This window comes from Acinetobacter sp. BSP-28 (assembly GCF_044130285.1).
In the GTDB taxonomy this organism is placed as follows: domain Bacteria; phylum Pseudomonadota; class Gammaproteobacteria; order Pseudomonadales; family Moraxellaceae; genus Acinetobacter.
In genome coordinates this window covers 64,477-89,828 of the sequence record NZ_JBIQOB010000005.1, presented here as the reverse complement: position 1 = coordinate 89,828, position 25,352 = coordinate 64,477, and the positions used below count along the sequence as shown (strand labels likewise).

Annotated in this window: 25 protein-coding genes; 7 read left to right on the top strand and 18 right to left on the bottom strand. The window is 41.2% G+C overall.

Features of this window, described 5'->3' with window-relative positions:
• Nucleotides 1–252 precede the first annotated feature (252 nt).
• Nucleotides 253–942 carry a M23 family metallopeptidase gene (locus ACE01R_RS05135; RefSeq protein ID WP_395548603.1) on the bottom strand — a complete coding sequence of 230 codons (690 nt, stop codon included), beginning with the start codon at nucleotides 940–942 and terminating at the stop codon, nucleotides 253–255.
• 107 nt (nucleotides 943–1,049) lie between these two features.
• On the opposite strand from ACE01R_RS05135, the gene ACE01R_RS05130 reads away from it, so the two are divergent.
• Complete coding sequence (locus ACE01R_RS05130) at nucleotides 1,050–1,490, top strand: DUF721 domain-containing protein (RefSeq protein WP_395548601.1); 441 nt, start codon at nucleotides 1,050–1,052, stop codon at nucleotides 1,488–1,490.
• 97 nt (nucleotides 1,491–1,587) lie between these two features.
• On the opposite strand, the gene lpxC is transcribed toward ACE01R_RS05130, so the two are convergent.
• From lpxC to murG, 7 genes are all read right to left on the bottom strand, one after another.
• The gene (gene lpxC / locus ACE01R_RS05125; RefSeq protein WP_395548600.1) at nucleotides 1,588–2,490 is read right to left on the bottom strand and encodes a UDP-3-O-acyl-N-acetylglucosamine deacetylase; all 903 of its coding nucleotides are present in this window, start codon (nucleotides 2,488–2,490) and stop codon (nucleotides 1,588–1,590) included.
• 124 nt (nucleotides 2,491–2,614) lie between these two features.
• Entirely contained in the window at nucleotides 2,615–3,805 is a 1,191-nt protein-coding gene (ftsZ, locus tag ACE01R_RS05120) for a cell division protein FtsZ (RefSeq protein WP_395548598.1), read from the bottom strand.
• Between the two features lie 160 nt (nucleotides 3,806–3,965).
• Complete coding sequence (ftsA, locus tag ACE01R_RS05115; RefSeq protein ID WP_395548593.1) at nucleotides 3,966–5,228, bottom strand: cell division protein FtsA; 1,263 nt, start codon at nucleotides 5,226–5,228, stop codon at nucleotides 3,966–3,968.
• 71 nt (nucleotides 5,229–5,299) lie between these two features.
• Nucleotides 5,300–6,154, bottom strand: a complete 855-nt coding sequence (locus ACE01R_RS05110; protein WP_395548584.1) for a cell division protein FtsQ/DivIB — start codon at nucleotides 6,152–6,154, stop codon at nucleotides 5,300–5,302.
• Nucleotides 6,155–6,157: 3 nt separating this feature from the next.
• Entirely contained in the window at nucleotides 6,158–7,087 is a 930-nt protein-coding gene (locus tag ACE01R_RS05105; protein ID WP_395548566.1) for a D-alanine--D-alanine ligase, read from the bottom strand.
• 56 nt (nucleotides 7,088–7,143) lie between these two features.
• Nucleotides 7,144–8,592: a UDP-N-acetylmuramate--L-alanine ligase gene (murC, locus tag ACE01R_RS05100; protein ID WP_395548548.1), complete on the bottom strand. Its 1,449-nt coding sequence runs from the start codon at nucleotides 8,590–8,592 to the stop codon at nucleotides 7,144–7,146.
• A gap of 13 nt (nucleotides 8,593–8,605) precedes the next feature.
• Complete coding sequence (gene murG, locus ACE01R_RS05095; RefSeq protein WP_395548538.1) at nucleotides 8,606–9,703, bottom strand: undecaprenyldiphospho-muramoylpentapeptide beta-N-acetylglucosaminyltransferase; 1,098 nt, start codon at nucleotides 9,701–9,703, stop codon at nucleotides 8,606–8,608.
• 419 nt (nucleotides 9,704–10,122) lie between these two features.
• Between murG and ACE01R_RS05090 the strand changes: the two genes are divergently transcribed.
• Complete coding sequence (locus ACE01R_RS05090; protein ID WP_395548531.1) at nucleotides 10,123–11,328, top strand: CynX/NimT family MFS transporter; 1,206 nt, start codon at nucleotides 10,123–10,125, stop codon at nucleotides 11,326–11,328.
• Between the two features lie 47 nt (nucleotides 11,329–11,375).
• Here the strand turns inward: ACE01R_RS05090 and gshB are convergent, their stop codons facing one another.
• Nucleotides 11,376–12,320 carry a glutathione synthase gene (gene gshB, locus ACE01R_RS05085; RefSeq protein WP_395548529.1) on the bottom strand — a complete coding sequence of 315 codons (945 nt, stop codon included), beginning with the start codon at nucleotides 12,318–12,320 and terminating at the stop codon, nucleotides 11,376–11,378.
• Nucleotides 12,321–12,437: 117 nt separating this feature from the next.
• On the opposite strand from gshB, the gene ACE01R_RS05080 reads away from it, so the two are divergent.
• Entirely contained in the window at nucleotides 12,438–12,629 is a 192-nt protein-coding gene (locus tag ACE01R_RS05080) for a DUF3565 domain-containing protein (protein WP_395548528.1), read from the top strand.
• 374 nt (nucleotides 12,630–13,003) lie between these two features.
• Here ACE01R_RS05080 and ACE01R_RS05075 read toward each other — a convergent pair whose 3' ends face one another.
• On the bottom strand, nucleotides 13,004–13,468 hold the full coding sequence (locus ACE01R_RS05075) for a MarR family winged helix-turn-helix transcriptional regulator (RefSeq protein ID WP_395548527.1): 465 nt from the start codon (nucleotides 13,466–13,468) through the stop codon (nucleotides 13,004–13,006).
• A 964-nt stretch (nucleotides 13,469–14,432) separates the two neighbouring features.
• Nucleotides 14,433–15,083 (bottom strand): orotate phosphoribosyltransferase, encoded by a 651-nt coding sequence (pyrE, locus tag ACE01R_RS05070; protein WP_395548526.1) that lies wholly within the window; start codon nucleotides 15,081–15,083, stop codon nucleotides 14,433–14,435.
• A gap of 40 nt (nucleotides 15,084–15,123) precedes the next feature.
• Here pyrE and ACE01R_RS05065 point away from each other — a divergent pair, with 40 nt between their 5' ends.
• Nucleotides 15,124–15,942 carry an exodeoxyribonuclease III gene (locus ACE01R_RS05065; protein ID WP_395549497.1) on the top strand — a complete coding sequence of 273 codons (819 nt, stop codon included), beginning with the start codon at nucleotides 15,124–15,126 and terminating at the stop codon, nucleotides 15,940–15,942.
• Between the two features lie 482 nt (nucleotides 15,943–16,424).
• Nucleotides 16,425–16,772, top strand: a complete 348-nt coding sequence (locus ACE01R_RS05060; protein WP_395548524.1) for a Spx/MgsR family RNA polymerase-binding regulatory protein — start codon at nucleotides 16,425–16,427, stop codon at nucleotides 16,770–16,772.
• Between the two features lie 76 nt (nucleotides 16,773–16,848).
• Here ACE01R_RS05060 and ACE01R_RS05055 read toward each other — a convergent pair whose 3' ends face one another.
• On the bottom strand, nucleotides 16,849–17,286 hold the full coding sequence (locus ACE01R_RS05055; protein WP_395548523.1) for a DUF2147 domain-containing protein: 438 nt from the start codon (nucleotides 17,284–17,286) through the stop codon (nucleotides 16,849–16,851).
• Nucleotides 17,287–17,441: 155 nt separating this feature from the next.
• Here ACE01R_RS05055 and ACE01R_RS05050 point away from each other — a divergent pair, with 155 nt between their 5' ends.
• The gene (locus ACE01R_RS05050) at nucleotides 17,442–18,353 is read left to right on the top strand and encodes an alpha/beta hydrolase (protein WP_395548521.1); all 912 of its coding nucleotides are present in this window, start codon (nucleotides 17,442–17,444) and stop codon (nucleotides 18,351–18,353) included.
• An 87-nt stretch (nucleotides 18,354–18,440) separates the two neighbouring features.
• On the opposite strand, the gene ACE01R_RS05045 is transcribed toward ACE01R_RS05050, so the two are convergent.
• Entirely contained in the window at nucleotides 18,441–19,007 is a 567-nt protein-coding gene (locus ACE01R_RS05045; protein WP_395548517.1) for an FMN-dependent NADH-azoreductase, read from the bottom strand.
• A 257-nt stretch (nucleotides 19,008–19,264) separates the two neighbouring features.
• Between ACE01R_RS05045 and ACE01R_RS05040 the strand changes: the two genes are divergently transcribed.
• Nucleotides 19,265–20,464, top strand: coding sequence for a GGDEF domain-containing protein (locus ACE01R_RS05040; RefSeq protein ID WP_395548516.1), 1,200 nt, complete (start codon nucleotides 19,265–19,267; stop codon nucleotides 20,462–20,464).
• Here ACE01R_RS05040 and ACE01R_RS05035 read toward each other — a convergent pair.
• The 5 genes from ACE01R_RS05035 to ACE01R_RS05015 form a co-directional block, all read right to left on the bottom strand.
• Nucleotides 20,461–21,141: a glutathione S-transferase family protein gene (locus ACE01R_RS05035; RefSeq protein WP_395548515.1), complete on the bottom strand. Its 681-nt coding sequence runs from the start codon at nucleotides 21,139–21,141 to the stop codon at nucleotides 20,461–20,463. The genes ACE01R_RS05040 and ACE01R_RS05035 overlap by 4 nt on opposite strands.
• Before the next feature lie 4 nt (nucleotides 21,142–21,145).
• A complete protein-coding gene (dsbD, locus tag ACE01R_RS05030) occupies nucleotides 21,146–22,984 on the bottom strand; it encodes a protein-disulfide reductase DsbD (RefSeq protein ID WP_395548512.1) in 1,839 nt (612 codons plus the stop codon).
• Nucleotides 22,985–22,995: 11 nt separating this feature from the next.
• The gene (locus tag ACE01R_RS05025; protein ID WP_395548506.1) at nucleotides 22,996–23,766 is read right to left on the bottom strand and encodes a transporter; all 771 of its coding nucleotides are present in this window, start codon (nucleotides 23,764–23,766) and stop codon (nucleotides 22,996–22,998) included.
• Between the two features lie 15 nt (nucleotides 23,767–23,781).
• Nucleotides 23,782–24,324, bottom strand: coding sequence for an ankyrin repeat domain-containing protein (locus ACE01R_RS05020; RefSeq protein WP_395548504.1), 543 nt, complete (start codon nucleotides 24,322–24,324; stop codon nucleotides 23,782–23,784).
• Between the two features lie 180 nt (nucleotides 24,325–24,504).
• The gene (locus ACE01R_RS05015; protein WP_395548502.1) at nucleotides 24,505–24,882 is read right to left on the bottom strand and encodes an HPF/RaiA family ribosome-associated protein; all 378 of its coding nucleotides are present in this window, start codon (nucleotides 24,880–24,882) and stop codon (nucleotides 24,505–24,507) included.
• Nucleotides 24,883–25,352 lie beyond the last annotated feature (470 nt).

Below are 25,352 nucleotides of genomic sequence, written 5' to 3'. Positions count from 1 at the left end.
GAGAGCATCAGTTATCGCTACAGCTGAATACGGAATACCACTATTATTTAGATAATAAATACTCATTGACCATTCTTTACGCAATAAAACAAAAAACCGCCAATAAAGGCGGTTTTTTATACAATAACTATTCTCTTGAATGATACTATTATATTCGAAAGCTCTAAGTGCCCTAGAGCTACTCTTTAATGAATATGCAAATACCTGTAGTCATCAGTAATTATCAACTATAGGGGTCAATAGGTATCAAACTTAAGGCAACATTGCTAAATAAGTGGATGGATTCTTACGTTGTCCATCTTTCACTACTTCATAATGTAAATGTGGACCAGTGCAACGACCAGTACAACCTACGTTGGCAATTTGCTCTCCTGCTTCTACGCGATCACCGACACGGGCAATCAAACGCGACGCATGTGCATAACGGGTCAAATAACCATTACCGTGATTAATTTCCACGTATTGGCCATAACCTGTACCCCAACCCGATTTAGTCACTACACCTGGGCCAGTCGCATAAATAGGCGTACCACTTGGCGCAGACAAATCTAAACCTGAATGATTTTCAGCGCGACCACCCATGGTGCGGCCACCAAAGTTTGAGCTCACACGTTTCATGTCTGGAAGAGGATGAGATACCAACCAGGAGTAAGGATTGCCAGAATAAGTTTTCGAGCTGGTTAAACGATATTTTTTCGCTAAAGATTCATTGTTTAATTCAATTGTTTTTTCACGTAATTGAACGTTCATTCGCGTTTCAGCAGGAATATCAATGTCATTTGATTCTGCATAAGACCCTTGAGCCAAAGTACGGGTCAATTGTTCAATGCGATCTACTGATGCATTGTTAGAGTTAGGAGTTAATTCAACTAAATCTGCAAAAGCTACAGATGCGGCAGAAGCTGCCAATGAAAACGCTAATAAAATACGTCGCGTATGCATAAAAACCTCTTTTAACTGTTCTTAGTCAATGTCCTTGCGTGATCTCTTCCTTGATATCCACTAAAAGAAGTGCGTAAGATTAAGACACAAATATGTAGGAACAATGTATGTCGGAACCAGTGAACGTCTTTCAACAAACAAGAAAACACTTAAAAACAGGAAACTTTACGTTTCTCTCTACACAAGTTGCTGCATGGCAGAAACTTACAAAACTCATTCAACCGATATTGCCCCAACCGGAGCAATGGCAAGTTGTTTGTTATCAACATGGCATTTTGACGATTACAGGTGAAAATCAAGCCATGATTAGTCAACTTGCATATCTTCAAAAGCAATATATCGCCCAATTGTTACAATTGCCTGAATTTAAAGACTTACAAAAATTGCAAGTACGCTTAAGAATTCAGACGCAACCCCCTCTAAAACCCCAATCTCTGTCCCGATCCCTTAGTCCAGATACTCAAGACTTACTTCGTGGTGCTGCCGACTTTGTAAGTGATCCTAAGCTTAGCCAAGCTATGCTACGTTTGGCAAGAAATAAAAAGTAACCAATACAGGCATATCTTTGAATTAAGAAAAAAAAGATGTGAACTGCTTAACAGTTCGTCTTGTTACATTATAACACTCACATTAAAAGACAATAACTTATGTCACACTTACATAAGAAATTGGACACTGTTTAATGTCATCAAATGTTACAATTTCATAATTACTTGGATCACTTTTAACATTGCGTAATAATTGATTATTTAAAGCATGCCCAGACTTATAACCATCAAATTTGGCAATAATCTGGTGTCCTAAGAGATATAAATCCCCCACTGCATCCAGAATTTTGTGACGTACAAATTCATCCGAGAAGCGAAGCCCTTCTTCATTGACTACACCGGTTTCATCCACTCCAATGGCATTTTCCAAGCTGGCACCTAAGGCCAGATTATTGGCTTTTAAATAGTCCAAATCTTTCATAAAACCAAAGGTACGCGCCCCACTGACTTCATAGACAAAGGTTTCGGTAGAAAAGTCGATGGTTGCAGACTGGTATTCTTTTTTGAATGCCGGATGGTCAAAATCAATGGTAAAGTTGAGTTGAAAGCCATCATGCGGATGAAATACTGCACGTTTATCGTCAATTAATGCTTCAACAGGTTTTAAAATTTTTATAAATTTTTTCGGTGCATCTTGTTCTTGTAATCCACCTTGCATCAGCAGGTAAATAAATGGACCTGCACTACCGTCCATAATCGGAACTTCTGAAGCCGAAACTTCAATAATCAGGTTATCAATCCCCAATCCCGCAATGGCACTCATGACATGTTCAATGGTACCGACTTTGGCATTTTCCTGAACAAGATTAGAACACATGAATGCTTCTTGAATCAGCATTGCATCTGCAGGAATATCCACCGGCGGATCTAAATCGATACGTCGAAATACAATACCCCCATCCACATGGTGCGGCACAAAGTTAATCAAGACTTTTTGCCCACTATGAAGACCAATACCGCTCGCTTTCACGACACGCTGTAGGGTACGTTGTTTCAACATGTTTTTCTATCATCTGCTCATCAAACCGCTATACGTTAGCATATTTAGCCATTGATAAAAAATAAAAAGGTAGCCCTAAGGCTACCTTTTCTGTTGAATTTATGCAGTCTGCATAAATTTATCTTTATTTACGTTGCTGATTTTTCAAATAATCTTGAATACTCATTGGCGTTGGACGTGCTGAACCCACTGCTGGAGCGGGTGCCGTTGCTGCCTCATTTTGCTGACGCTGAATTGCTGGCACATCATCATCTTCAACTACAGCCTGCGCCGTATGATTGACTGGACGTGTTGCAGACTGTACTGATGGACGTTTTACTGTATCTGCCGAATCCGCAGAATTACGGGTTAAGCCGGTTGCAATCACGGTTACGCTAATTTCATCACGCGCATCCGGATCGAATACCGTACCGTAGAACACCTGACCTTCATCCAGATCGACAATCTGGTTGACTACATCGGTAATTTCTTCAATTTCACCGAAGGTCACATCATCACCACCAGTCACGTTAATTAAAATACCTTTGGCATTCATAATGGTAACGTTGTCGAGTAATGGACTACGAATAGCCTGTTCAGCTGCTTGACGCGCACGGGTTTCACCACGACCTGAACCCACACCCATCATGGCATAGCCACGCGTACTCATGGCAGTTTTCAAGTCGGCGAAGTCAAGGTTGATATGACCAGGACGAACGACCAGATCAAAGATACTACGTACCGCATTTAACAACACGTCATCTGCCTTTTTATAGGCATCTTTCATTGAAATGTCGCGGAATACTTTAAGCAAACGCTGGTTAGGAATAATAATAAGTGAATCGACATGCGCTTCTAAAGCTTCAATGCCTTTTTCAGCAGACTGTTGACGACGTTTACCTTCAAAGTTAAATGGAGTTGTCACCACACCTACGGTCAAAATACCCATTTCTTTCGCAATTTCAGCAACAACTGGCGCAGCACCGGTACCTGTACCACCACCCATACCGGCAGTGACAAATACCATGTCTGTACCTTCCAGATGTTGGCGAATCAGCTCACGACTTTCTTCAGCAGCGGTTTGACCCACTTGAGGATTTGCACCAGCACCCAAACCACGCGTGCTTTGTTCACCTAACTGGATTTTGAATTGGGCATTCATACGGTCTAAAGCTTGCTTGTCGGTATTAGCGCAAACAAATTTTACTCCTTGAATGTCGGATTCAAGCATGTGTTGCACAGCATTACCACCAGCCCCACCTACACCAAATACAGTGAAACGGGCTTGACCGTTGCTATCGTTTTGATCATCTTCTAAAAATTCAAATGAGGCCATGACCTTTGGATTTCCTAATTCGTAATTGGCAGTCACTTAAGCCCGTATACTGCCTTGATCTTAATAAAAATTGTGTTTTAGGATGCTGTTCAACTACAAGCTTGTCAAGTCCAAGCCGTTAGACGTACAACTTCCTAACAATATTCCCAAAAAATTTCACTTAAAATATCGATTTTAACTGATTGTTTAACGCTGACCATGCCCGACCTACCCGCTTAAAAACAGTCAGTTTTTCAGGATCTGTCGCCTCTACAATCGTATCTTGCGTATCGCTTTGGCTAAACATCAACAAACCGGCAGCAGTCGCATATTGTGAACGACGCAAAGCCGCCTGATTTTGTTCATCCGCATGCACTTGTACCGGCGGATTGCCTAAATGCGCTGACACACCCAACAGATGACGTGCCAAATTCACCATGCCTTCAATTTGACTGGCATCACCAGTCAGAACGACCCCATGATACAAACCATGAATGGCCCCATTACGCTGTAACTCTTGATGAACCTGGGTCAGAATTTCTTCATAACGCGCAATAATGATTTCCGCCAACTCAATACGACTGATGGTCTGTGGACCATCAATGCCCTGAAATTGAATCATATGGTCAGGTTTTACCACCTTCAGGTCAACACAGCCATATAACAACTTCAGCCGTTCAGCTTCTTCAGTTGTGGTTTGCAATACCGCAGCAATATCACGGGTGACATGCTCACCACCGCGTTGCAAGGTATGCGTCAATGCCAGGCGACCATCTAGATAGACAGCAATATTGGTGGTGCCGGCACCGATATCAACCAAGCATACACCATATTCTTTTTCATCTTTCAGCAAACTGGCTTCAGCTGTTGCCAAACAGGAAACCACCATTTTCTCAACGCCAATATTGGCACCTTTCAGCGCACGATCCAGATTCTGCATGGTACTGATCGGTAACATCATGAGCTGATAATGCCCGATCATGCTATGTGCAGACATGCGAATCGGATTTTGCACCCATTCCGCAGAATCGTCCAATTCAAAACCTAAAGGTACCGCACTCACCAGATAATGGTCTGAAGTCAAATGACTGGCTTTGGCCAACTCGAGCGCACGAACCACTTCGCTGGTTGTAATTGTATGGTCGCTATTTTCAATCGGTGTGCGGCCTGATGCATAAAAGCTTTTTAATTCTGCACTTGGAATTGAAATCCAAGCGGAATGCACCCGGCATTCAGCCATATCTTCTGCTTCTTGTACGGCATTTTTAATTGCAGTGATGACCTTGTCGAGACTTACAATTTTCCCTTTATTCATGCCTCGGTTACGAGCTGTTGCCATCCCAATCACTTGGATATTGTCTGGCGCATGTACCTTACCAATCAAAACTGAAACTTTGTGTGTCCCAATGTCAATCGCAACAACCGAGGGAACAGCTTCATTCATTATCTACTACTACCATTACGTGTTTAGTTAATTTATGGCCTTAAGCCTCTATTTTATATAAAGCCGCTCAATTATGGCTTTACCGTTCTTACATCTGCAATGCTTGTGTCATCAATCGTTACAACAAAATGACCATTTACAATATTTGGTGGTGCTGAATTCTTCCATTGTATGGCCAATCCGTTTCGATAACGTAAATCCACTGATGAAATTTTAGCCCAAACCGGTTTTAAATCACTTTGTGCCAGATGACTCAAGCGTTGAAGTTTACCCATGGTCTGATCCTGATCGACAATAATGCGCAACCCCGAATCAAACTGCATGAACCAGGTCATACGTTCTGTTAAATATAATTCTTTTAAACGAATGTTGACCGGCAAAAATAACTGGTTAATTTCATTGTAGCGACGCATCATCATTTTTGACTGAGAAGCAGGACCATGCAGCAAAGGTAATTTCTGGTTATTTTGCGGCACCACTTCGGCAAAAATATCGCCACTATCACTCAATAATCGCCCGGTTCCCCAACGGGCAATCGCATGACGAGGCATCACTCGCACACGAATTGAATTGGGCCAGGCACGTGAGACCACCACGCGATCCACCCAAGACAACTCTAAAGCCTGATCGCGGATCTGTTCCAGATCAGAGGTAAAATAATTTTCAGTCACCTTGGGCGCAACATGGGTCATGACCTGGCGATTTTCTGCCTCTGAACGTGTACCCACCACACTCAGTTTTGCCACCTGTGCATCAGTCATGACACCATACAGACCATATACCCCCACAGCCAATACCACAAGTGCAACCAGCATCAATAACCAGCCACCCAGATTCGTAAGCTTTTCCTTACGTGTAGGTGGCTTATCATGAATGGAGGTAATTGCTGCTCGTTTACGACGCATTGAAGCAGGGAGTTGAGCCATAGTTTAGTGAGCCGCAGCCGTTAAAGTCTGTTCTAAAATAGCCACACACAATTCCTCAAAACTATAGCCAACAGCTTTGGCAGCTTTAGGTACCAGAGAATGGCTGGTCATGCCCGGAACAGTATTTACTTCCAATAACCAGAAGTTGCCCTGTTCATCCTGCATGGCATCAATACGGCCCCAACCGCTTGCACCTACGGCCTGGAAAGCACGTAAACATAAAGCTTGCAGACGTTTCTCTTCTTCTTCGGTTAAACCGCATGGAATGCCGTACTGCACGTCATTACGGTTGTATTTGGCTTCATAATCATAGAATGCCACATCTTTTGGCGGTTCCAGGCGAATGATCGGCAAAGCCTGACCATTTAAAATCACAATGGTAAATTCACGACCGGTGATCCATTTTTCTGCCATCACCACGGCATCATGTTCAGTCGCTTTGGCAATCGCATCGGCAAAGTCTTCTTTACGTTCAACTTTGCTCATACCAATACTTGAACCTTCATGTACCGGCTTGATAATGAATGGCAGACCAATGCTCTCAACAATTTCATCCAGATCAGAGTCTTTGGTCACAATGCGATAGGGTGCAGTTGGCAGCTCTGAACCTTGCCATACCTGCTTGGTTTTTACCTTGTCCATGCCAATAGCAGAACCTTGCACACCAGTACCGGTATAAGGCAAATTCAACCATTCCAATGTACCTTGAATCTGACCATCTTCACCACCGCGACCATGCAACACAATAAAGGCACGGTCATAGTTGACCAGTTCAGTCACACTACGCTCTTGCGGGTCAAAAGCTTCGGCATTCACCCCCGAACGCACCAATGCTTCAAGCACAGCTTTACCACTATCTAGAGAAACCTCGCGCTCAGCTGATTTACCACCAAGCAATACAGCAACTTTGCCGAATTTTGAAGCATTTGCCACGTTTATATCCTTAAACTTTATAACTGAACGATCACATTCAAAAACACACAAAGTGATTATTTTAAATACAATTTATTTTGTGCAAGCTCAATCGAGATAGCACCCACATTACCTGCGCCTTGCGTTAATAACAAGTCATTTGGCTGCAACACTTTTTGCATCACATTTTGTAAATTACCATCTACAGGATCAATCAAAATAGGTTCAACCTCACCGCGCAAACGAATACTGCGCGCCAGACTGCGACTGTCTGCCCCAACAATCGGTTTTTCGCCTGCAGGATACACTTCCAGCAATAACAATTGGTCGACTTGTGACAATACATCGACGAAGTCATCAAAGCAGTCGCGGGTACGGCTAAAGCGATGTGGCTGGAACATCATTACCAGACGACGGTCCGGATGGCTTTGACGCGCAGCTTTAATGGTGGCTTCGACTTCTTTAGGATGGTGACCATAGTCATCCACCAATTTAACGTTGCCATCTGCAAGTTCAAATTCACCTTGCACCTGGAAGCGACGGCCTACACCGCTAAAGCCTTCTAGTGCACGGCAGATCGCGCCATCAGAAACGCCTTCATCGGTGGCGATACCAATTGCCGCCAAGGCATTCAATACATTGTGCAGACCCGGCTGGTTCACTGTTACACGAAGCGGTTCACGGTTTTTACGCAGCACGGTAAAGTGAGTACGCATACCGTCCTGATCAACATCTACCGCACGGATGTCATTGTCTTCATTAAAACCGTAAGTTAAAAGTGGACGGCCAATACGCGGCATGATTTCACGGATGTTGGCATCATCACCACATACCACAGCCAGACCGTAGAATGGCAGTTTTTGCAGGAACTGGACAAAAGTATCTTTCAAGACATCAAAGCTACCGCCATACGTATCCATATGGTCAGCATCGATGTTGGTCACAATCGTGGCCATAGGTTGCAAATGCAGGAATGATGCATCTGATTCGTCGGCTTCAGCCACGATGTAACGGCTGGCACCCAGTGCTGCATTCACACCGGTACGGTTCAGCAAGCCACCAATCACATAGGTTGGATCAAGGTTTTCTTCCGCCAGCATACACGTCACCAAACTTGTCGTGGTAGTTTTACCATGCGTACCAGCAACGGCAATACCGTGACGGTAACGCATCAGCTCACCGAGCATTTCTGCACGGCGAACCACTGGAATACGGCTTTCAATGGCAGCTTTAATTTCCGGGTTTTCAGGATCAATTGCGGTTGAAACCACCAGTACATTGGCATCTTTAATATTTTCAGCCGTATGACCGATATAAACTTTGATACCGTTTTCTTCAAGTTGCGCCGTAGTTTTAGACGCTTTGATGTCTGAACCAGACACTTGATAGCCCTGGTTCTTCAATACTTCTGCGATGCCGCACATCCCTGCACCACCGATCCCTACAAAATGAATGTGTTTGATACGGCGCATTTCAGGCACTTTGATTAACTTTTTTGCTTGATCAGCAGGAGTAGATGGAGACATATATTACTCTAATTTACAATTCTTGAATTAAACGAACCACGTGTTGGGTTGCATCTGATTGAGCCTGTTGACGCGCCTTGACTGCCATTTCAGACAACAATTGGCGATTCATCAACGGGACTAAAAGTTCTTTTAAACTGTCTGGCGTTAAGGTAGCTTGTGGACAAATTTTTGCCGCCCCACTTTTGGCTAAAAATTTGGCATTCGCGGTTTGGTGATCATCTACCGCACTTGGCAACGGCACAAAAACGGCTGCCACACCTGCAGTTGCAATTTCAGTCACGGTTAAAGCACCGGCGCGACAAATAATCAAATCGGCATCAGAATAGGCTTTGGCCATATCTTCAATAAAGGGCTGTACTTCAACCGCTAATGATGCCGGTTTATCTGCATAGCGTGCCTGGGTTGCATCGGTATGGTTTTGACCACACTGATGATACACGTTCAACGGTACATTCAGCTGTTTTAAGGCTTCTGGCACACGTTCATTTAATGCTTGTGCGCCCAATGAACCACCGACAATCAATACACGTAGCGGCAAACCTGCTTTTTCACGCTCTTGATAACGCCAAGACGGGCTTAAAATTTCAGTAATTTCTTTACGTACTGGATTGCCTGTGGTCACAATTTTTTCACTTTCAGCGAAAGTGTCGGGAAATGCCTGACACACTTTTTTTGCAATACGCGATAATTGGGTATTGGTAAAACCCGCAATGGCATTTTGCTCATGAATAATCACGGGAATACCCAAGGCACGAGCCGCCAAACCGCCGGGGCCAGCCACATAACCGCCAAAACCGGCAACAGCATCAACCTTAAGCTGTTTCATATAGCGCATGGCACTTAGGGTGGCTTTTAAAATTTTAAACGGTGCCAATAACTTACGCACAGCACCATTGCCACGCACACCTTGAATATCAATCTGGTAAATTGGAATATTATGATTTTTTAATAAGCGGTTTTCCATACCTGTTGGCGTTGCCAGCCAAGACACCTGAATCCCCTGCTGCTGTAATTCCTTGGCAACAGCAAGTGCTGGAAAAACATGTCCACCGGTTCCGGCAGCCATCATCATGACATGTTTGGGCTTTGTTTGCGTTGCTTCGGTCACAGTCTAATTCTTCAATTCTAAAATAAGGATAACGAAATTTGATTTTAAGCCAACAATTGTAATCACAAACGCATAACCGTGAAAGTTTATTTACTTTTTTTCAACATGCGGTTCATTGTTTTTTTCTTCAGATTTTAAAGTTTAAACTAGTTTTATTATCAGGTCTGCTATTTTTGTTAGACTTAAGTGATGAATATCATTCAAATTTTAAGTATTTTCACCATCTTAAATACGTCAAAATCCGATAAAAAATAAAAATAATCTAATTTTTTCAAAATATTACCTATTATTTAACCTTTAAATACAGCTCACAATCAGGCTTAATTTGTCTCAGAGTCATTCAAAAAAGATGTTATTCCATTTCAAAGCCCTATAGATAATGAGCCGTCTCAAAAAATTTAGCGATGGCATGAGGGGTTATGTCTAAAATTTCACTGCGCGATCTTTGGATTATCTTGGCAGGCTACTTAGCAGCCATTCATGTCGGCAAATTATCTGCAGTGATCCCCATCTTGCAACAAGAACTGGGGTTAAGCTTCACCCAAGCGGGGTTTTCACTGTCTTTGGTGCAAGGTGCAGGCATGTTATTTGCCCTGTTGATTGGCGCATTTTCAGAACAATGGGGACTGAAACGCAGTCTTATCACCGCCTTAATTGTTTTGGGACTGAGCAGCCTTGCGGGCTTATGGATTGAGCATATTACTGTCCTGTATCTGTTTCGCTTTTTAGAAGGGATGGGTTTTTTAACCATTTCTTTATGTGCACCCGCCATCCTGAAACGAATCAGTTCTGCTGAACACTTGAGTTTTAAGATGGGGCTTTGGAGCTCTTATATGGGAGTTGGGGTCAGTCTTGCCGTTTTAACTATTCCCCAGCTACTTGAATGGATGAATTGGCAAAGCATATGGGCCATGCTTGGGCTCTGTTCATTTTTCATTGCCTGGATGGTGCATCTTTATTTACACTTTAATCCTGCTCCACCCGATACTCCTGTTGCAATCACCTCAACTCCCCTAGCCACTTCTTCGTTTTGGGAAATCGTTAAAGCTACGCTCAGCCATCCTCCAATTTTATTACTGGCGCTGATTTTTTCCTGTTACACCAGTCAATGGATCACCGTCACCGGCTTTCTTCCAAGCATGTATGTTGCAGATGGATTTGATCTTAAAGTTGCAGGCGGATTAGTCTCCATTGTGGTACTAGCTAATTTAGGCGGAACATTTGGGGCAGGAATGCTATTACAACGGGGCTATCAGGCGAAAACCCTGCTTATACTGGGCTTTATCGCCATGTGTGGGACCAGCCTTTTAGCTTTCTGTACAGGTCACTGGCTAAGCTTTGAACTTCAATACTTTAGCGCGATCTTATTTTCCCTGTTGGGGGGCTTAATTCCAACGACAATTTTTGCTATTACCCTACAACATGTACCCCGTGCCAATGCTGCCGCAGCCTCTGTAGGGCTAGTATTACAGTTGTCTGCCTGTGCACAGTTTTTTATTCCGCCCTTCACGGCAAGTTTGATTTCTCAAAGCCAACAATGGTCAAGTATCGCTTGGGTCTGTGCGAGCTTGTCGTGTATCGGCTTACTCAGTAGCCTGTATTTTTTCAGACGTGATACGGCATAAAAAAAAGAGCCATATCGGCTCTTTTTATAAGGCATTGACTGACAGATTTATTTTGTTTGACCCGCTTCAAGCACATCAAATAAATCATCCGCAATTGATGTCCCAAATTGCGTATCAATTTCACGGATACAGGTTGGACTGGTGACATTAATTTCAGTCACGTAATTGCCAATTACGTCTAAACCAACAAAAACCAGGCCTTTTTCACGTAAGTAAGGTCCTACTTTTGCAGCAATAGCTTTATCATTTTCAGTTAAGGGACGGGCTTGCCCCAAACCACCTGCCGCCAAGTTGCCACGGACTTCGCCATTTTGCGGAATACGTGCCAAACAGTAAGGTACAGGCTCACCATTCACCATCAAGATGCGCTTATCGCCCTCAACAATTTCTGGAATATAACGCTGCGCCATAATCGGTCGGGTACCGTTATTGGTCAGAATCTCAATCGTCGACCCAATATTGATGCCATCTTGATATAAGCGGAAAATACCTGTACCACCCATACCATCAAGCGGTTTTACAATCACATCGACTTGTTCTTTCAGAAACTCTCGGATCAGACCTTCATTTGAAGTTACCAAAGTCGGTACCTGAAGTTCTGGGAACTGAGTGGCAAATAGCTTTTCATTACAATCGCGCAGACTTTGCGGCTTGTTGATAATCCACGCCCCTTCACGCTCTGCCTGTTCCAGAATGTAAGTGGTATAAACAAAGTTCATGTCGAACGGAGGGTCTTTACGCATCAACACCACGTCATAAGCTGCGATGGATTCTTTTTTCTTTTCGCCCAATTCATAATAATGGTTATAGTCTTCAAACACTTTCAGTGGTGAAATCAAACCGAAGGCTTTACCTTGATCGATATATAAATCTTGCTGCAATGCATAACCCAACTCATGTCCACGACGGCTGGCAGCCCACAGCATTGCCATAGAGGAATCTTTTTTCAGGTTTACATTTTCGATGGGATCCATCACAACAAGTACGCGCATATCGATCTGCTCATGTATTTTTAAATTGAGAAAAGTATAGCGGAGTTTAATCTTTCTTTTTTCTCAATTTTAGTAAAGCTTTTATATGATTGTATAAAGCGGTTTAAGGAGTAGTTGATGCAACAAGCCATTGTTGGATTTCATTTAGATGAAGAAAATCATTGGGTCGCTGACCTAGCCTGTGGTCATACGCAGCATGTACGGCATAATCCGCCCTGGCAAAATCGCCCTTGGGTCATCACTGAACAGGGCCGAAAAGAGAAACTGGGGCTAATGTTGGAATGCAAGAAATGTGAAGAACAAATTTAATTATTTCTATATAAAGGATAAATAATGAACCATTTATCCAGAATATAATATTTTAATATTATTGACCCATATAAAAATGATTTTCATTTACAACCACACAAATGAAATATTTCAAACAATAAAATATAGTGAATTTAAATTAAAATTTTAAAAAAATTACAATCCACATTAACCATATTTACCCCCAAGCAATTCAACTTCCATTTAATAAAAATTAAACATAATTATTTTATCAGAAACTAAAATCCACCCCTATTAGAGTTTAAATGAAATAATAATTCTCAATTTTATTTCAAAATAAAAGAAATCAAACTTTCCCCAACATAAAAAATCTATTAGCAATTTATTTAAATAACTATTTACTTCAACTAATTTTAAGGCGCAAGATTTTTAAAAATATGCTTAAGGTTATCCAACATTTTCTCAATTTGCAGAGGGGTTAAACCATCAAAAGATTGTTCTAACACAATCAGGCTAAGATCATTAATTTTCTGAATCGTTTGTTGTCCTTTCTCTGTTAATAATACTCGGGTAATTCGAGCATCCTGTTCACAACAATAAGTACTCACTAATCCTTCATCTCTTAAGCGATAGACCACTTTGGTGGTGGTCGACATTTTAGAAATCAACATCTCCGACAGATCAGATACGCTAGCCTTATTTTTGGATTTTAATGCCAGCAAGATACGACGGCGTGAATTATCTAAACCATATTTCTTTAATGCATGATCAACGTTTTGTACATATTGAGCATGGACTTGAGTAATCCAGTGATATAGAGAATTTTCCAAATTAAAATCTGCAGAGCCAGATAAAAATTTATTGTACTTTTTTGCCACAACCTCACCTCTTCTAATCTATTAAGATCATTAAAACTCTTTTAAAATACATTCCATTTTATGTAGCTACTTTATTTTCAGCTTACATTTTCACTCATTCCATATCCGGTATTCATGCTCTCTATATCAATCTCAGTTAATATTAACTCCCTAATTCTTTTTTCGCTTCTGTGAGCCTCTTTTTATAAAAAGAATTAGAGAGCCAAACTTTAAATAAAGTTCCTTTTTGTGTTTATCTATTGTTATTCTTCAAGCCGATTAAATCACTTTAATGGTTAAATGATCTATCACAAAAAATACCATTTTATTTCAGTAAATGTTTAAAAATATGACAGAATTATTATTATTTATTTTGGAAAAATCCTCTATTTTCTGTAATTTTTGGTCTATTAAAATAAGTTAAAATTCAATTCATGAATTTTTTATATTTATTGATAAAAATAAAATATTGTTTAATTTAGTATTTTTATCCATAAAAATTTTATACCTTTAGAGCATAAAATTTTAGATTTTTAAAAAATGAGTGAAAAATAATCCATTATTAATCAATTGCAATATGCATTTTATATAATTTATTGAATAATCATTAACTTATTAGATATCTTTATATAGAATAAATTTAAAGCATAATTTTTACTTTGAAAAATCAAGTTTTCTGAGCCGCAAAAATTTAAAAGATCTATTCGTATATAAAGCCCGAGGAAAAGGGAATTTTCTCTTAAGCTTTTCCTGTCTTCGCGCTGCATAAATACGGGGTTAGACTCTATAGATGAAAATGGAGCTCAACTTCAACAGCGTCTGTTTGTGAGTATTCTTGCATGCCAAAGATAAACGCATGATCAATATGGCTAAAGGTTTGTCTAAGATCTGAATACCTTTTCATGTGATTTTTTTAGCAATCATATCAATTTTTTAAAATTAAAAAAAAGGAAGCACATGGCTTCCTTTTTTAAGCATCGAGCTATTAGATGCCGTATTTTACACGATAGGCTTCCATTTTTGCTAAAGCCTCTTTATCACCTTTGGCATCCAGGAAATTCATCAAATCTTTCATGGTAATCAAGGCATGAACAGGAATTTCCAGTTCTTTTTGAACTTCCTGTATGGCAGACAATTCACCCTGACCTTTTTCCTGACGGTCTAAAGCCACCAATACACCGGCAATTTGCGCGCCGGCATTTTTAAGAATCGTCACCACTTCACGAATCGCTGTGCCTGCAGTAATCACATCATCAATAATCCAGACTTTTTTACCTGCAACTGAAGCGCCGACCAGCACCCCACCTTCACCGTGATCTTTAGCTTCTTTACGGTTAAAACCCCAAGGTACGCTTACGCCATGATTTTGTGACAACGCTACAGCAGTTGCAGCAACAAATGGAATACCTTTATATGCAGGGCCAAAAATCACTTCTACGTTGTCACATGCCGTTAATTTGTCTGCATAGCCTGAAGCCAATAGCGTTAACGCTTCGCCATCGTTCAGTAAACCCGCATTAAAAAAATAAGGACTCACTCGACCCGATTTTAAAGTAAACTCACCAAATTTAAGCACACCACGTGATAATGCAAGTTCGATAAAAGCTTGAGGGTTAAATTGAGCTGGCGAGGTCATGAGGTGCTCCAAAATTCATAAATAGAGGTAAGACTTGCGCATGATACCAAAGAGTAGCTATCCAAGTGATCAAAAAATTCTAAGAGTCGTTTCAATTAACGTAAATGGTTTGCGTTCATCCGTGACCAAAGGCTTGCTTGAGTGGATGGAACAGTCAGATGCCGATGTCATTTGTATGCAGGAAAGCCGGATCACCCATGCGCAGTGGACTGAAAAATTTAGACCTGAAGGCTGGTATACGCACCTGTTCCCTGCAGAACGTGCAGGCTATGCCGGTACCGCCATTTATAGCCGTTTGCCTTTCGTGTCAGTGAGCAATGGTTTAGGCTTTGAATTGGCAGATTCTCAGGGGCGCTTTATATCTGCTGAATTTGACTTAGGTTTAGACAAGCCAGTATACATCTGTTCACTGTATTTGCCTTCAGGTTCATCGGGTGAAGAAGCCCAAGCCCGTAAAGATCATTTCCTAGACCAATACCAAGACATCTTAAAACAATGGCGTGATGAAGATAAATCGATCATTGTCTGTGGTGATTACAACATTGTGCATAAACGTATTGATATTAAAAACTGGTCAGGCAACCAGAAATCTTCAGGCTGTTTGCCGCATGAACGTGCCTGGCTCGATCATATTTATGATGATCTGGGTTATGTCGACACTTTCCGTGAAGTGCGTAAGGAAGCAGAACTATATTCATGGTGGTCAAATCGCGGACAAGCCCGTGCTAAAAATGTGGGTTGGCGTATTGATTACCAAGCCTGCTCACCAGACTGGAAAGCACGTACTGTCAATGCCTGGGTATATAAAGACAGCTGGTTTAGCGACCATGCACCGGTGATTATTGATTATAAAATCTAAACAATGACCTTCTTTTAAGTGAACAAGTGTTCACTTAACACCCTCTAAAATCTTACAATACTTGACGCGTTTGTGTATTTTTATACAAATGTTTTAAGGGCATTATACCCACACGGCAAAGGGATAAGTCAGGATGACTGAAAAAGGACAGGACGCCGTAGGATGAAACAGAATAAACCACTTCGGTAGCTTATTTTGCAAGGATGTGACAATGGACGTTGAAATGAGACCCGCATAATCAGGATGATTAAATGCGGGTTTTCTCTTTTCTATTGATCCCTTTTTTATATTTTTTAATCATCCATTTTTATATTCAAAATAATCAAATTATTCTTATTTATGCCGCTATATTGGCAAATCTTAATGTCAGTTTGATGACATTTACATTTATTTTCTTGATTCTGAATAGTTTAAATTCACTCTAGAGCTTCTGGATGATTTTCGCTACGCTATTGAAGAATAGAAAACGGAATAATTCACTTATGCTTAAAATTTATGGCATCAAAAACTGTAATTCAATGAAAAAAGCCTTTGACCTGCTCAATGAACTCGGTCTTGCCTATGAGTTTCATGATTACAAGAAACAAGGTATTGCTGCTGAAACGGTAAAAACATGGCTGGATGCCAAGGGTCAGGAGGTCATCCTAAATAAAAAAGGTACCACCTGGCGTAAACTGAGCGAAGCGGAACAACAAACGGCTTTGGCCAGTGAAAATAATCTCATTGAAGCGCTTACCAGCCATAACAGCTTAATCAAACGCCCTGTGCTTGAAACAGCTTCAGGTTATATCGTGGGCTTTGATGAAGAAGCGTATCGGGCATTAAAATAAACGTCCTGCATCGCCAACATTAAAAAAGCCTGACAATGTCAGGCTTTTTTTGTTTAATCCATTTGGCTGGGCAAACTTAGTTTGCGCGAATCCAGGTTTGGTTACGACCTAAAACTGATACGCCAATAAAACCGCGTAATTCTAGTGTTTTACCGCCATTCGCGAGTTCACCCTTTAACTTGTAAGTTTTGCCTGAAGAAGGATCAAGAATGGTGCCATTTTCATAGCTTGTACCGCCTACATTTTTAAGACCGTGAACAATTTTCAAACCTTTCAATGATTTGTTGTGATATGGACCTTCACATTTGGTACAGCTATTTTCTTCACCTGGTGTTAAAGTCTTTTGAATAGTCGCAGACAACGTGCCATTTTTTTGTTCAGTAAATTTTACGATTGCTTTGGGTTGTTTTGTTTTATCGTCAATCGTTTTCCAAACTGTGCCATTTAAAGGATCAGTAGCATTCGCCAAAGCTGTTAATCCGAGCAATCCTAATGCAAGAGCAATTTTTTTCATTTTTTTTTCGTTTCCTAGTCTAGTGTAGACGGCCTTAGTATTAAAAAGTCACAACATTTTTGCAATTTTTCCGTGTGACCGTTTAGTGTAATCTTGTAACTTGAATTGGTAAATATCCAGTTATCCCCCAAAAGATAGAACAAGATGGAAAAAACATGAAGATAAGTCCGTTATGGAAACAATTAATTACAGAAAGCTTCTTAAAAACCACCATCCGTTTACCGAGCCAGTTTAACTTACCGCCAAGTTCAGCACATTTTGCCATTGAACAAATGTGCCGTCTATTTCCACAGAATAAGAATGTCCGTATTCGCCCGATTCGTCTTGCCGGTTTACGTGCAGAAGAAATCAAACCTTATAATGACGTCACACAGCTGATTTTACATATTCACGGCGGTGCATTCTTTTTAGGCTCTTTAAATACCCATCGGGCATTTGTATCTGACATGGTGGCACGTACCCAGATGCAAGCGCTGCATGTGGATTATCCGTTGGCACCTGAACAGCCTTTTCCCGAAGCTCTGGATGCACTGTTTGATGTTTACAATATTTTGCTCGCTCAAGGCATACAGGCCAAGGATATTATTTTGTCCGGGGACTCCTGTGGTGCCAATCTGGCTTTGGCCCTGGCGCTTAAAATTCGTGATGAACAGCTGCCTCAAGTCAGTGGTTTGATGCTGTTGTCACCGTTTTTAGATTTAACCCTTACTAGTGAATCCTTACGCTATAACCAGAAACATGATGCCTTATTGTCGATTGAAACCTTAGAGACAGGGATTGATTATTACGTCCCGAAATCTATGGATAAATCACATCCCGCTATTTCCCCCCTGTTTGCAGATTTGACCGGATTGCCTCCCACACTGGTACAAGTAGGATCGAAAGAAATTCTGTTGGATGATGCGCAGCGCTTTAAGGAAAAAGCGGAACAGGCCAATGTAGCAGTGACCTTTAAAATCTATACTGGCATGTGGCACAATTTTCAGATGTTCCATGCTTGGTTTGATGAAGCCAAGCAGGCAATGGCCGATCTGGCCGAGTTTGCCCATGCATTGGATCAAAGCTAGATTTAGGCAATGATTAAGTAAGCATTTTCCATAAAAAAGGTCAGCCGAAGCTGACCAAAAAGGAATCATCTATTGCATGTGTTCACATCACAGGGTTTGTACCTGAGCCAAAGCACTGGCAACCGCCTGATCTTTTAACTCTGCGCCCATATTGACGCCTTCTGCACGAATAATTTCGACATCACTTACACCAGTGAAGTTAAATACCGTCTTCAAGAAACCTTCCTGAAAATCTGCCGGGCTATTTTCACCATACACGCCACCACGACTGCTGGCGATATAGGCTTTTTTCTCGCCGGCCAAACCGACAGGACCGTTTTCAGTATATTTAAAGGTTTTACCCGCCACACTAATGCGGTCAATCCAGGCTTTTAGCGTAGAAGGCAAGCCAAAGTTATACATTGCTGCACCCACTACTACCACGTCAGCATCCAGATATTGCTGAATAATTTTTTCGCCTAAGGCTGCCTGTTCAGCATCTTGCCCCATCAAAATTTCAGCAGTTAAATGTGGGATGGGCTGTTTTGCCAAATCCAGATATTCTACAGTTGCATCTGCATGCTTAGCTTGCAATTGAGTGACAATCGCCTGGCTCAATTGGCGTGAAACAGAAGCATCACCTAAAATACTGGAATCGATATGTAAAACTTTCATGCCTGTTACCTTCATCTTTATTTATTCAATGTAGGCATTTTAATCGACCATCAAAAATAGAATAATATGTTTACACACAACACACCGTTCCATTTTTAAAACAACAACTATTCAAGCGGTGTACTTTTTTACCCAAAAGTACAAAAAACAGGCATTACTATTGACAAAAAAACGTGCTATGTTGTGAATTATTAAAAATAAATCTACTTATCTCACATTAACTTATGATTTAAAGAACCAGGGATTATATCTATCGAATGAAGCCAAGCATTTCACCGAATCTCAACTTCACGTTCAAAGACAAAATTACGAAATACCTGTTAGAAGATGGGGGCGTAATGAACTGGAGTGTCCTGAATAAATGCATTTTAATGCTCATTTTAGGAAGTTCGGTGCATATCATCTGGATTATCTGGAAAGTTTTTGTACTTTTATCCCCTGAAGTCTGGCCTTGGGTCAATTTACCCTTGCTCAAACTACAGCTGGGACTGAATATCCTGATTTTGACCGTTTTTATTGGGCTAATTTACCCATGTTCGGTATGGCGTAAAAAAGCTTGGGTACAGCAATGGTTGCCCTATGTATCTGTGGGAATTCTAGTCATTTCCTTATGTCGTGATGGTTATGTGGTCGGCGTACTCAGTCCCGCCACCATGATCACTTACATGTGCCTGCTCACTGTAGGCTTAGTGCTGTTTAGCCGTAAAATCGTTTACTGTGCCCTCCTCCCGGCCACATTATTTTTATTGGTTTGCGGGTATTTAAGTGTGCAGGGTCAAATCAGCTACGGCCCGTTGTTTTATCTAAATACCCAGTCCTACCAAAATATGTTTTGGGTGCTCACGATGATGTATTTCATCGTACCTATTTTAATTACCTGCCTCATTTTATTTGAAATTTTACTCAGCCAGTGGCGTCATCGGGAAAAACTGATTCAACATTTAAGTCAGGTTGACCCACTGACCAATGCACTTAACCGGCGCAGCATCAATTACTGCCTGGAAAAACTGGAACGCAAGCCAAGTAAATCTTATGCCCTGGTCCTCATTGACCTCGACCATTTTAAGCGCATTAATGACCAATACGGGCATGATAAGGGCGATGAAACCCTGATTCAGGTCAGTCAAGTTCTGTCACAGATTATTCGTGATAGCGATGTGGTCGGTCGTTTTGGCGGAGAAGAATTTATTCTGATTTTAAATAACTCTTCTCTGGAACAGGCACAAATTATTGCTGAACGTTGTCGTCAGGCCATCCAACAACTTCATTTATGCAGTGATTCAGGAAAAATCATTCCGGTTACCGCAAGTTTTGGCATTGCGCTATCCAGCAACTCACTAAATCCACAACAATTGCTAAGCCAGGCAGACAAGGCGCTGTATGTTGCCAAAGCCTGCGGACGTAATCAGGTCAAGTGTTATGAGCAAGAGTTTTTTACTGAACCCAAGCCCTGCTAAAGCGGTTGCTGTTGATACGACTCTAAATAATTCACCCAGGCTTCTTCTTTCAATGCCTCTTCAATCCACAGTTTCACAGCCGGATGCTGCAGCATGGTCTGCATATATTGCTGTGTAGACTGGTTGACTGGTAAGGCATAGGTCATGAGCCGCGTCACGACCGGGGCATAAAATGCATCGGCAATTGAAAATTCACCACATAAAAAACCGTTCACATCTGGACGCTCTGACCAGATCTGCTCGATACGTGCGACATCTTGACGAAGTTCAGCATTGTCCTGCCACAAGCATTTGCCCACCTCAGCTAAACTGGCACGGATATTCATACCGCAGGCATTGCGCAAGCTGGTAAATCCACTGTGCATTTCTGCTGAAATACATCGTGCTCGTGCCCGCTGTTTAACATCTTTCGGCCATAAATGCTGGTCGGGATGTCGTTCTGCCAGATATTCACAAATAGCCAGCGAATCCCATAGCATCAAGTCATTATCTACTAATACCGGAACTTTACCATTAGGGTTAATGGTCAATACATCCTGTTTGAATGTGCCAGTGTTCCGTTCTGCCGGAAAGGGAAGCATGATTTCTTCGAACGGCAAATCAAACGCTTTTAGCACTAACCAAGGGCGCATTGACCAGCTGGAATAATTTTTATTGGCAATATAGAGCTGATACATCACATTATTGTCCTATATGCTGGTGAAACAGATCGAGCTGTTTCAGTAATTCGGCCTCGCTAAAGGCACCGGTTAGACGTAAACCACGAATTTCCTGCTGCTTCGCATCTAAAAACAAATAGGTCGGTGGCCCTAAAATATCCCATTGATTCAATAAAGTCTGATGCGTTGCATCATAGTCACTCAAATCCAGTTTAATCAGAAAATACGGAGCAAGAGCTTGTTGCACTTGAGCCGATTTTAAAACCCGATGTTCAATCGGCTGACACGCCACACACCAGTCTGCATAGACATCAATAATAATACCTTGCTCAGAGGGTGCACTGATTAATAACTGCTGAAATTCGTCGGCTGTTTTAGCCACATGCCATGTTGCCTGAGTACTGCTTTCTTTAACAAAGAAGCGTTGACTGTGTTGATATTGAGTATAGGCCAGATACGGAACCACCACGAGCAATGCCAAAATATACAGCCACTTGAATGGGGCGGTTTGTCGGATGATTCGGGGGCTTAAATAAGCAATAAAAATGATGCCTAAACCCAAACTTAGCCATTGCAACCAAGCTTCAGAAATTAGTGGACGAATAAAATACAGTGCCAACGCCAACATAATAAAGGCAAAAAACACCTTAATCTGGTGCATCCACAGCCCTGCTTTAGGCAGAACCCTGGAACCTAATACACTGGCTAGAAGCAAAGGAGTTCCCATGCCAAAACCCAATGTGAACAGTAAAATTGCTCCCTGCCACTGACTTTGGGTCTGGGATATAAATAACAGTGCCCCAGCGAGTGGAGCGGTCATACAAGGACCGACCAACAGTGCCGAGATCATACCCATCACCCCTGCACCCACTAAGCTTCCGCCTTTTTGCAGTGAATGCACCCGATCTAAACGGTTCACTAAAGCATGCGGTAATTTAATTTCAAACAAGCCAAATAAATTCAGGGCGAACAAAACAAAGAGCGCGCTAAAAGCAATCAGTGTGGAAGGCTGTTGTAACCAGCGCTGGAAGTTCAGTCCTGCTGATGATGCGATTAAACCCAAAATGGCATAGACCATCGCCATGCTACAGACAAAGACCAAAGCAATCATCCAGGCTTTCAGTCCTTTACTGTCACGGACAATGAGCGAGGTTAAAATCGGCAGCATCGGTAATGAACACGGCGTAAATGCCAATAATATGCCTAAACCGAAGAACAGCAATAAGCCATAAACCAAAGAGCTTTCAGCCAGTTTTTCCGACCACATTTGGTCTTGAGCGGTATCTAACGGGACAGGTTTTTCATTCGGTTGGATGCTATTCGGTTCAGCACTAATAGTTGTTTGACCACTGACTGAACTGTTTGAAAGATCAAGTAGACGTTTGCTTGTTTTGGCCTGATTCTGCAACAGCACCAAGCCATCAATATCGGTCTGGAACTCAATGGTTTGTGGTGGATAGCAAATTCGGTCTTGGGCACAGCCCTGCCACGTCACCTGATAGGTTTTAGATGCTTCGGTGGGAACGGTGAATTGGACATTGTGAAAATAAACTTGGGTCTCCCCATAGTTTTCATCATACAAATCGGTGGCTTTAGGCAATTTTAAAGCAAGTTTCTGAGCCCCTTGCTGGACTTCAAACTTATGTTGGTATAAATAATAACGATCCGGGATTTTCCAATTCAGTTGTGCTTCATGCTCACGATTAGATTCAACTGAAAAAGTAAAAGCATCTTCTGCAGAGAGCAATTGATCTTGGGCTTGTAAAGTCATTGAAAATAATAAAATGACGCTACAAATAAATCCGCTCACAGCGAAATAAAACAAGAACCCACTATTTTGAAGATGCTTTTTCATATGCATTTATTTTTTAATTAAAAGAGGAATGAAACACCCAAACCTGACTGGTAGCTTTTATCTCGACCATTTAAGTCAACACCCACACTGGCATCCATTTGCACACGGTCATTCAGTGCATAGATAACACCTGAACCCAGTGAATATTCATAATGTTCACTTTCTGCTTTGCGATAGACCAGTTCAGAGAAACCGGCCAATTTGTCAGTAATTTTATATTCAATCGTTGGAATCGCAGTCACGGACCAATTGCTGTTTTGTGCTTCATAACGGATGGTAATAGAGGTGTTGATTAAATCACTATACTCATAAGCAACAGCCGAAGTTAGACTGTAAATATCATCTTCATTGCTAAACTCATCATTGCCGGTTGCAAGAATAGCTTCAGCTAAAATGGCCATAGAAAGCTTTTCATCATCCAGATTGATGGCCTTTTTTACCCCAATGCTGACATCGCCCAAACCATCCTCTTCAACGGACTGGCCTGCTGTTTTGGTTTTTGACCAGGATGGACCTTGCCAGCCTAATTGCAATTCAAGATCCTTGGCTAAACCGGTACGCAACAGCATGTCGGCATTTAAAGTGGTATTTTTAACTTTTACCCCATTTTCATCACTGCTTTCTGAATAGCTTAGGCTTGGTAAGCCTTGTTCCCATGCCAGCTGACCGACAGGCGTAATCCCTGTGCCTATTCCCGCACCTGGACGGTCAAAAGAAAAATCGGCAGCCATCGCATTGATACTGAAACCCGCTGCAAAAATGAAACTTACTGTTTTTACTACTGACATGAGTTGTCTCACTAATTATGTTAATTCTTTAGTCATTTTAGCCCCATAACTACGGAGCAATTCTAAAGTTTGCTTTTCTTCGGCTAAGGCTTCCGACCAGTTGATTTCATCAAAATCACAATCAAAGAATAAATCACTAATGGAAGATAAAATGGTCAGACCATCTTCATCTTTGGTATTGGGATCTACTTTTTCATCCAATAAACGTTTTACTGCAGGCACACAGGCAGAGCTGGCAGCATCCCATAATGGACCATACAGTTCTTCGGCATCCCATAAATGTAAATTCACCTTGGCTTGAATAAGAGCCTCTAAAATTTCAAGATGAACAGCCAAATTCTGCTGCTTTTCTTGTTCAGATAAAGGTGAACCCGCTTCATAGGCTTCACAAATCTGTTCCCACCAGTGGAACAAACCATCTGACCAGACAGAAATTGCAGGTCCTTTTTCCAGATCAATAAAATTAGGATCGAGACCTTCTGCCAAAAGACGTTGCACCTGAGCAAGATCCAGCTCTTCTATTGCCTGTACAAAGACTTGTTGTTGCGCTGTTAACATGGAGAAAATACTCTTCAATCATTTTTGACTATTATGCCGAATAAACTGTCATTTGTTTTAGCTAAATCTATAACGAATATATTTTTAATGTGTTTTGATTTATCCACAAATAATGGATTAAAAAACCCATAAAAAAAAGCTCCGAAGAGCTTTTTTTTATCGACTGAAGCAAAATTTCGCTTAATGATTGACTTCATCTACATCAGCTGTTTCTGTATCTTCAGCAACTGCCGGCACCGCAGCACGAGGGTCATCAATCTTTTCAAATAAATGTTCCAAACTGCGTTTTAAACGGTCTATTGCCCCATGGATAGCAGTATCGATATTATGACCATGATGATTCACTACCACAGGTTTTAACCCTGCTGGGCGCGCTTCGATCATGCAGTGAATATCATCTGCACCACCTTTGGCACCATTTTCATCACTAAAATGAACTGAAAAATGGGTAATACGTTCGCTATAACGTTGGAATTCAGCATTCAGTTCTGCACGAACATAAGTAATTAAACGATCACTATTTTGGATGTTTTTATCGGTACGGATTTCAATGTTCATATAATTTCATCCTCTTTATTCATCAAATCTTTTTGTGCAAAACTTCTTATCTTGGCACGTTTAACCTTGCTGTTAACAACAGCGCTGAGCATCTTCAACTTAGTCTGGAACGAATTCCTCCACATTGAATGATGAACACTTTTGAGTCTGCAGATTCGTGTCCTTATGCTTTGAATATAAGGGTCTAAGCGAAGCTTATGCAAGTAGTATTTTGATATTTTTTTAAATACCTTATAAAGAATAGGTGATTTAAGTTTTCCCCTTAAATAATTTGATAAATATCACATTATTTCTTTGAAGCTAAAATACCTTCTTCAAACCGTTTTACTTTTTTATCAACATGTATTTTTTGGGTATCAAAGCTGTATGTGATTTTGATGATGAGTGATCTGAGAAAAATAGACTTTTTTTTATCCATTGATCAAATTTGGCTTTATTTTTGGTTAAGAATCTGTATCCTTTGTGTGCTT

Coding starts and splice junctions, on each gene's coding strand:
- ACE01R_RS05135 (WP_395548603.1), bottom strand. CDS start 942: ATGCATACGCGACGTATTTTATTAGCGTTTTCATTGGCAGCTTCTGCC.
- ACE01R_RS05130 (WP_395548601.1), top strand. CDS start 1,050: ATGTCGGAACCAGTGAACGTCTTTCAACAAACAAGAAAACACTTAAAA.
- lpxC (WP_395548600.1), bottom strand. CDS start 2,490: ATGTTGAAACAACGTACCCTACAGCGTGTCGTGAAAGCGAGCGGTATT.
- ftsZ (WP_395548598.1), bottom strand. CDS start 3,805: ATGGCCTCATTTGAATTTTTAGAAGATGATCAAAACGATAGCAACGGT.
- ftsA (WP_395548593.1), bottom strand. CDS start 5,228: ATGAATGAAGCTGTTCCCTCGGTTGTTGCGATTGACATTGGGACACAC.
- ACE01R_RS05110 (WP_395548584.1), bottom strand. CDS start 6,154: ATGGCTCAACTCCCTGCTTCAATGCGTCGTAAACGAGCAGCAATTACC.
- murC (WP_395548548.1), bottom strand. CDS start 8,592: ATGTCTCCATCTACTCCTGCTGATCAAGCAAAAAAGTTAATCAAAGTG.
- ACE01R_RS05090 (WP_395548531.1), top strand. CDS start 10,123: ATGTCTAAAATTTCACTGCGCGATCTTTGGATTATCTTGGCAGGCTAC.
- gshB (WP_395548529.1), bottom strand. CDS start 12,320: ATGCGCGTACTTGTTGTGATGGATCCCATCGAAAATGTAAACCTGAAA.
- ACE01R_RS05080 (WP_395548528.1), top strand. CDS start 12,438: ATGCAACAAGCCATTGTTGGATTTCATTTAGATGAAGAAAATCATTGG.
- pyrE (WP_395548526.1), bottom strand. CDS start 15,083: ATGACCTCGCCAGCTCAATTTAACCCTCAAGCTTTTATCGAACTTGCA.
- ACE01R_RS05065 (WP_395549497.1), top strand. CDS start 15,124: ATGATACCAAAGAGTAGCTATCCAAGTGATCAAAAAATTCTAAGAGTC.
- ACE01R_RS05060 (WP_395548524.1), top strand. CDS start 16,425: ATGCTTAAAATTTATGGCATCAAAAACTGTAATTCAATGAAAAAAGCC.
- ACE01R_RS05055 (WP_395548523.1), bottom strand. CDS start 17,286: ATGAAAAAAATTGCTCTTGCATTAGGATTGCTCGGATTAACAGCTTTG.
- ACE01R_RS05050 (WP_395548521.1), top strand. CDS start 17,442: ATGAAGATAAGTCCGTTATGGAAACAATTAATTACAGAAAGCTTCTTA.
- ACE01R_RS05045 (WP_395548517.1), bottom strand. CDS start 19,007: ATGAAAGTTTTACATATCGATTCCAGTATTTTAGGTGATGCTTCTGTT.
- ACE01R_RS05040 (WP_395548516.1), top strand. CDS start 19,265: ATGAAGCCAAGCATTTCACCGAATCTCAACTTCACGTTCAAAGACAAA.
- ACE01R_RS05035 (WP_395548515.1), bottom strand. CDS start 21,141: ATGTATCAGCTCTATATTGCCAATAAAAATTATTCCAGCTGGTCAATG.
- dsbD (WP_395548512.1), bottom strand. CDS start 22,984: ATGCATATGAAAAAGCATCTTCAAAATAGTGGGTTCTTGTTTTATTTC.
- ACE01R_RS05025 (WP_395548506.1), bottom strand. CDS start 23,766: ATGTCAGTAGTAAAAACAGTAAGTTTCATTTTTGCAGCGGGTTTCAGT.
- ACE01R_RS05020 (WP_395548504.1), bottom strand. CDS start 24,324: ATGTTAACAGCGCAACAACAAGTCTTTGTACAGGCAATAGAAGAGCTG.
- ACE01R_RS05015 (WP_395548502.1), bottom strand. CDS start 24,882: ATGAACATTGAAATCCGTACCGATAAAAACATCCAAAATAGTGATCGT.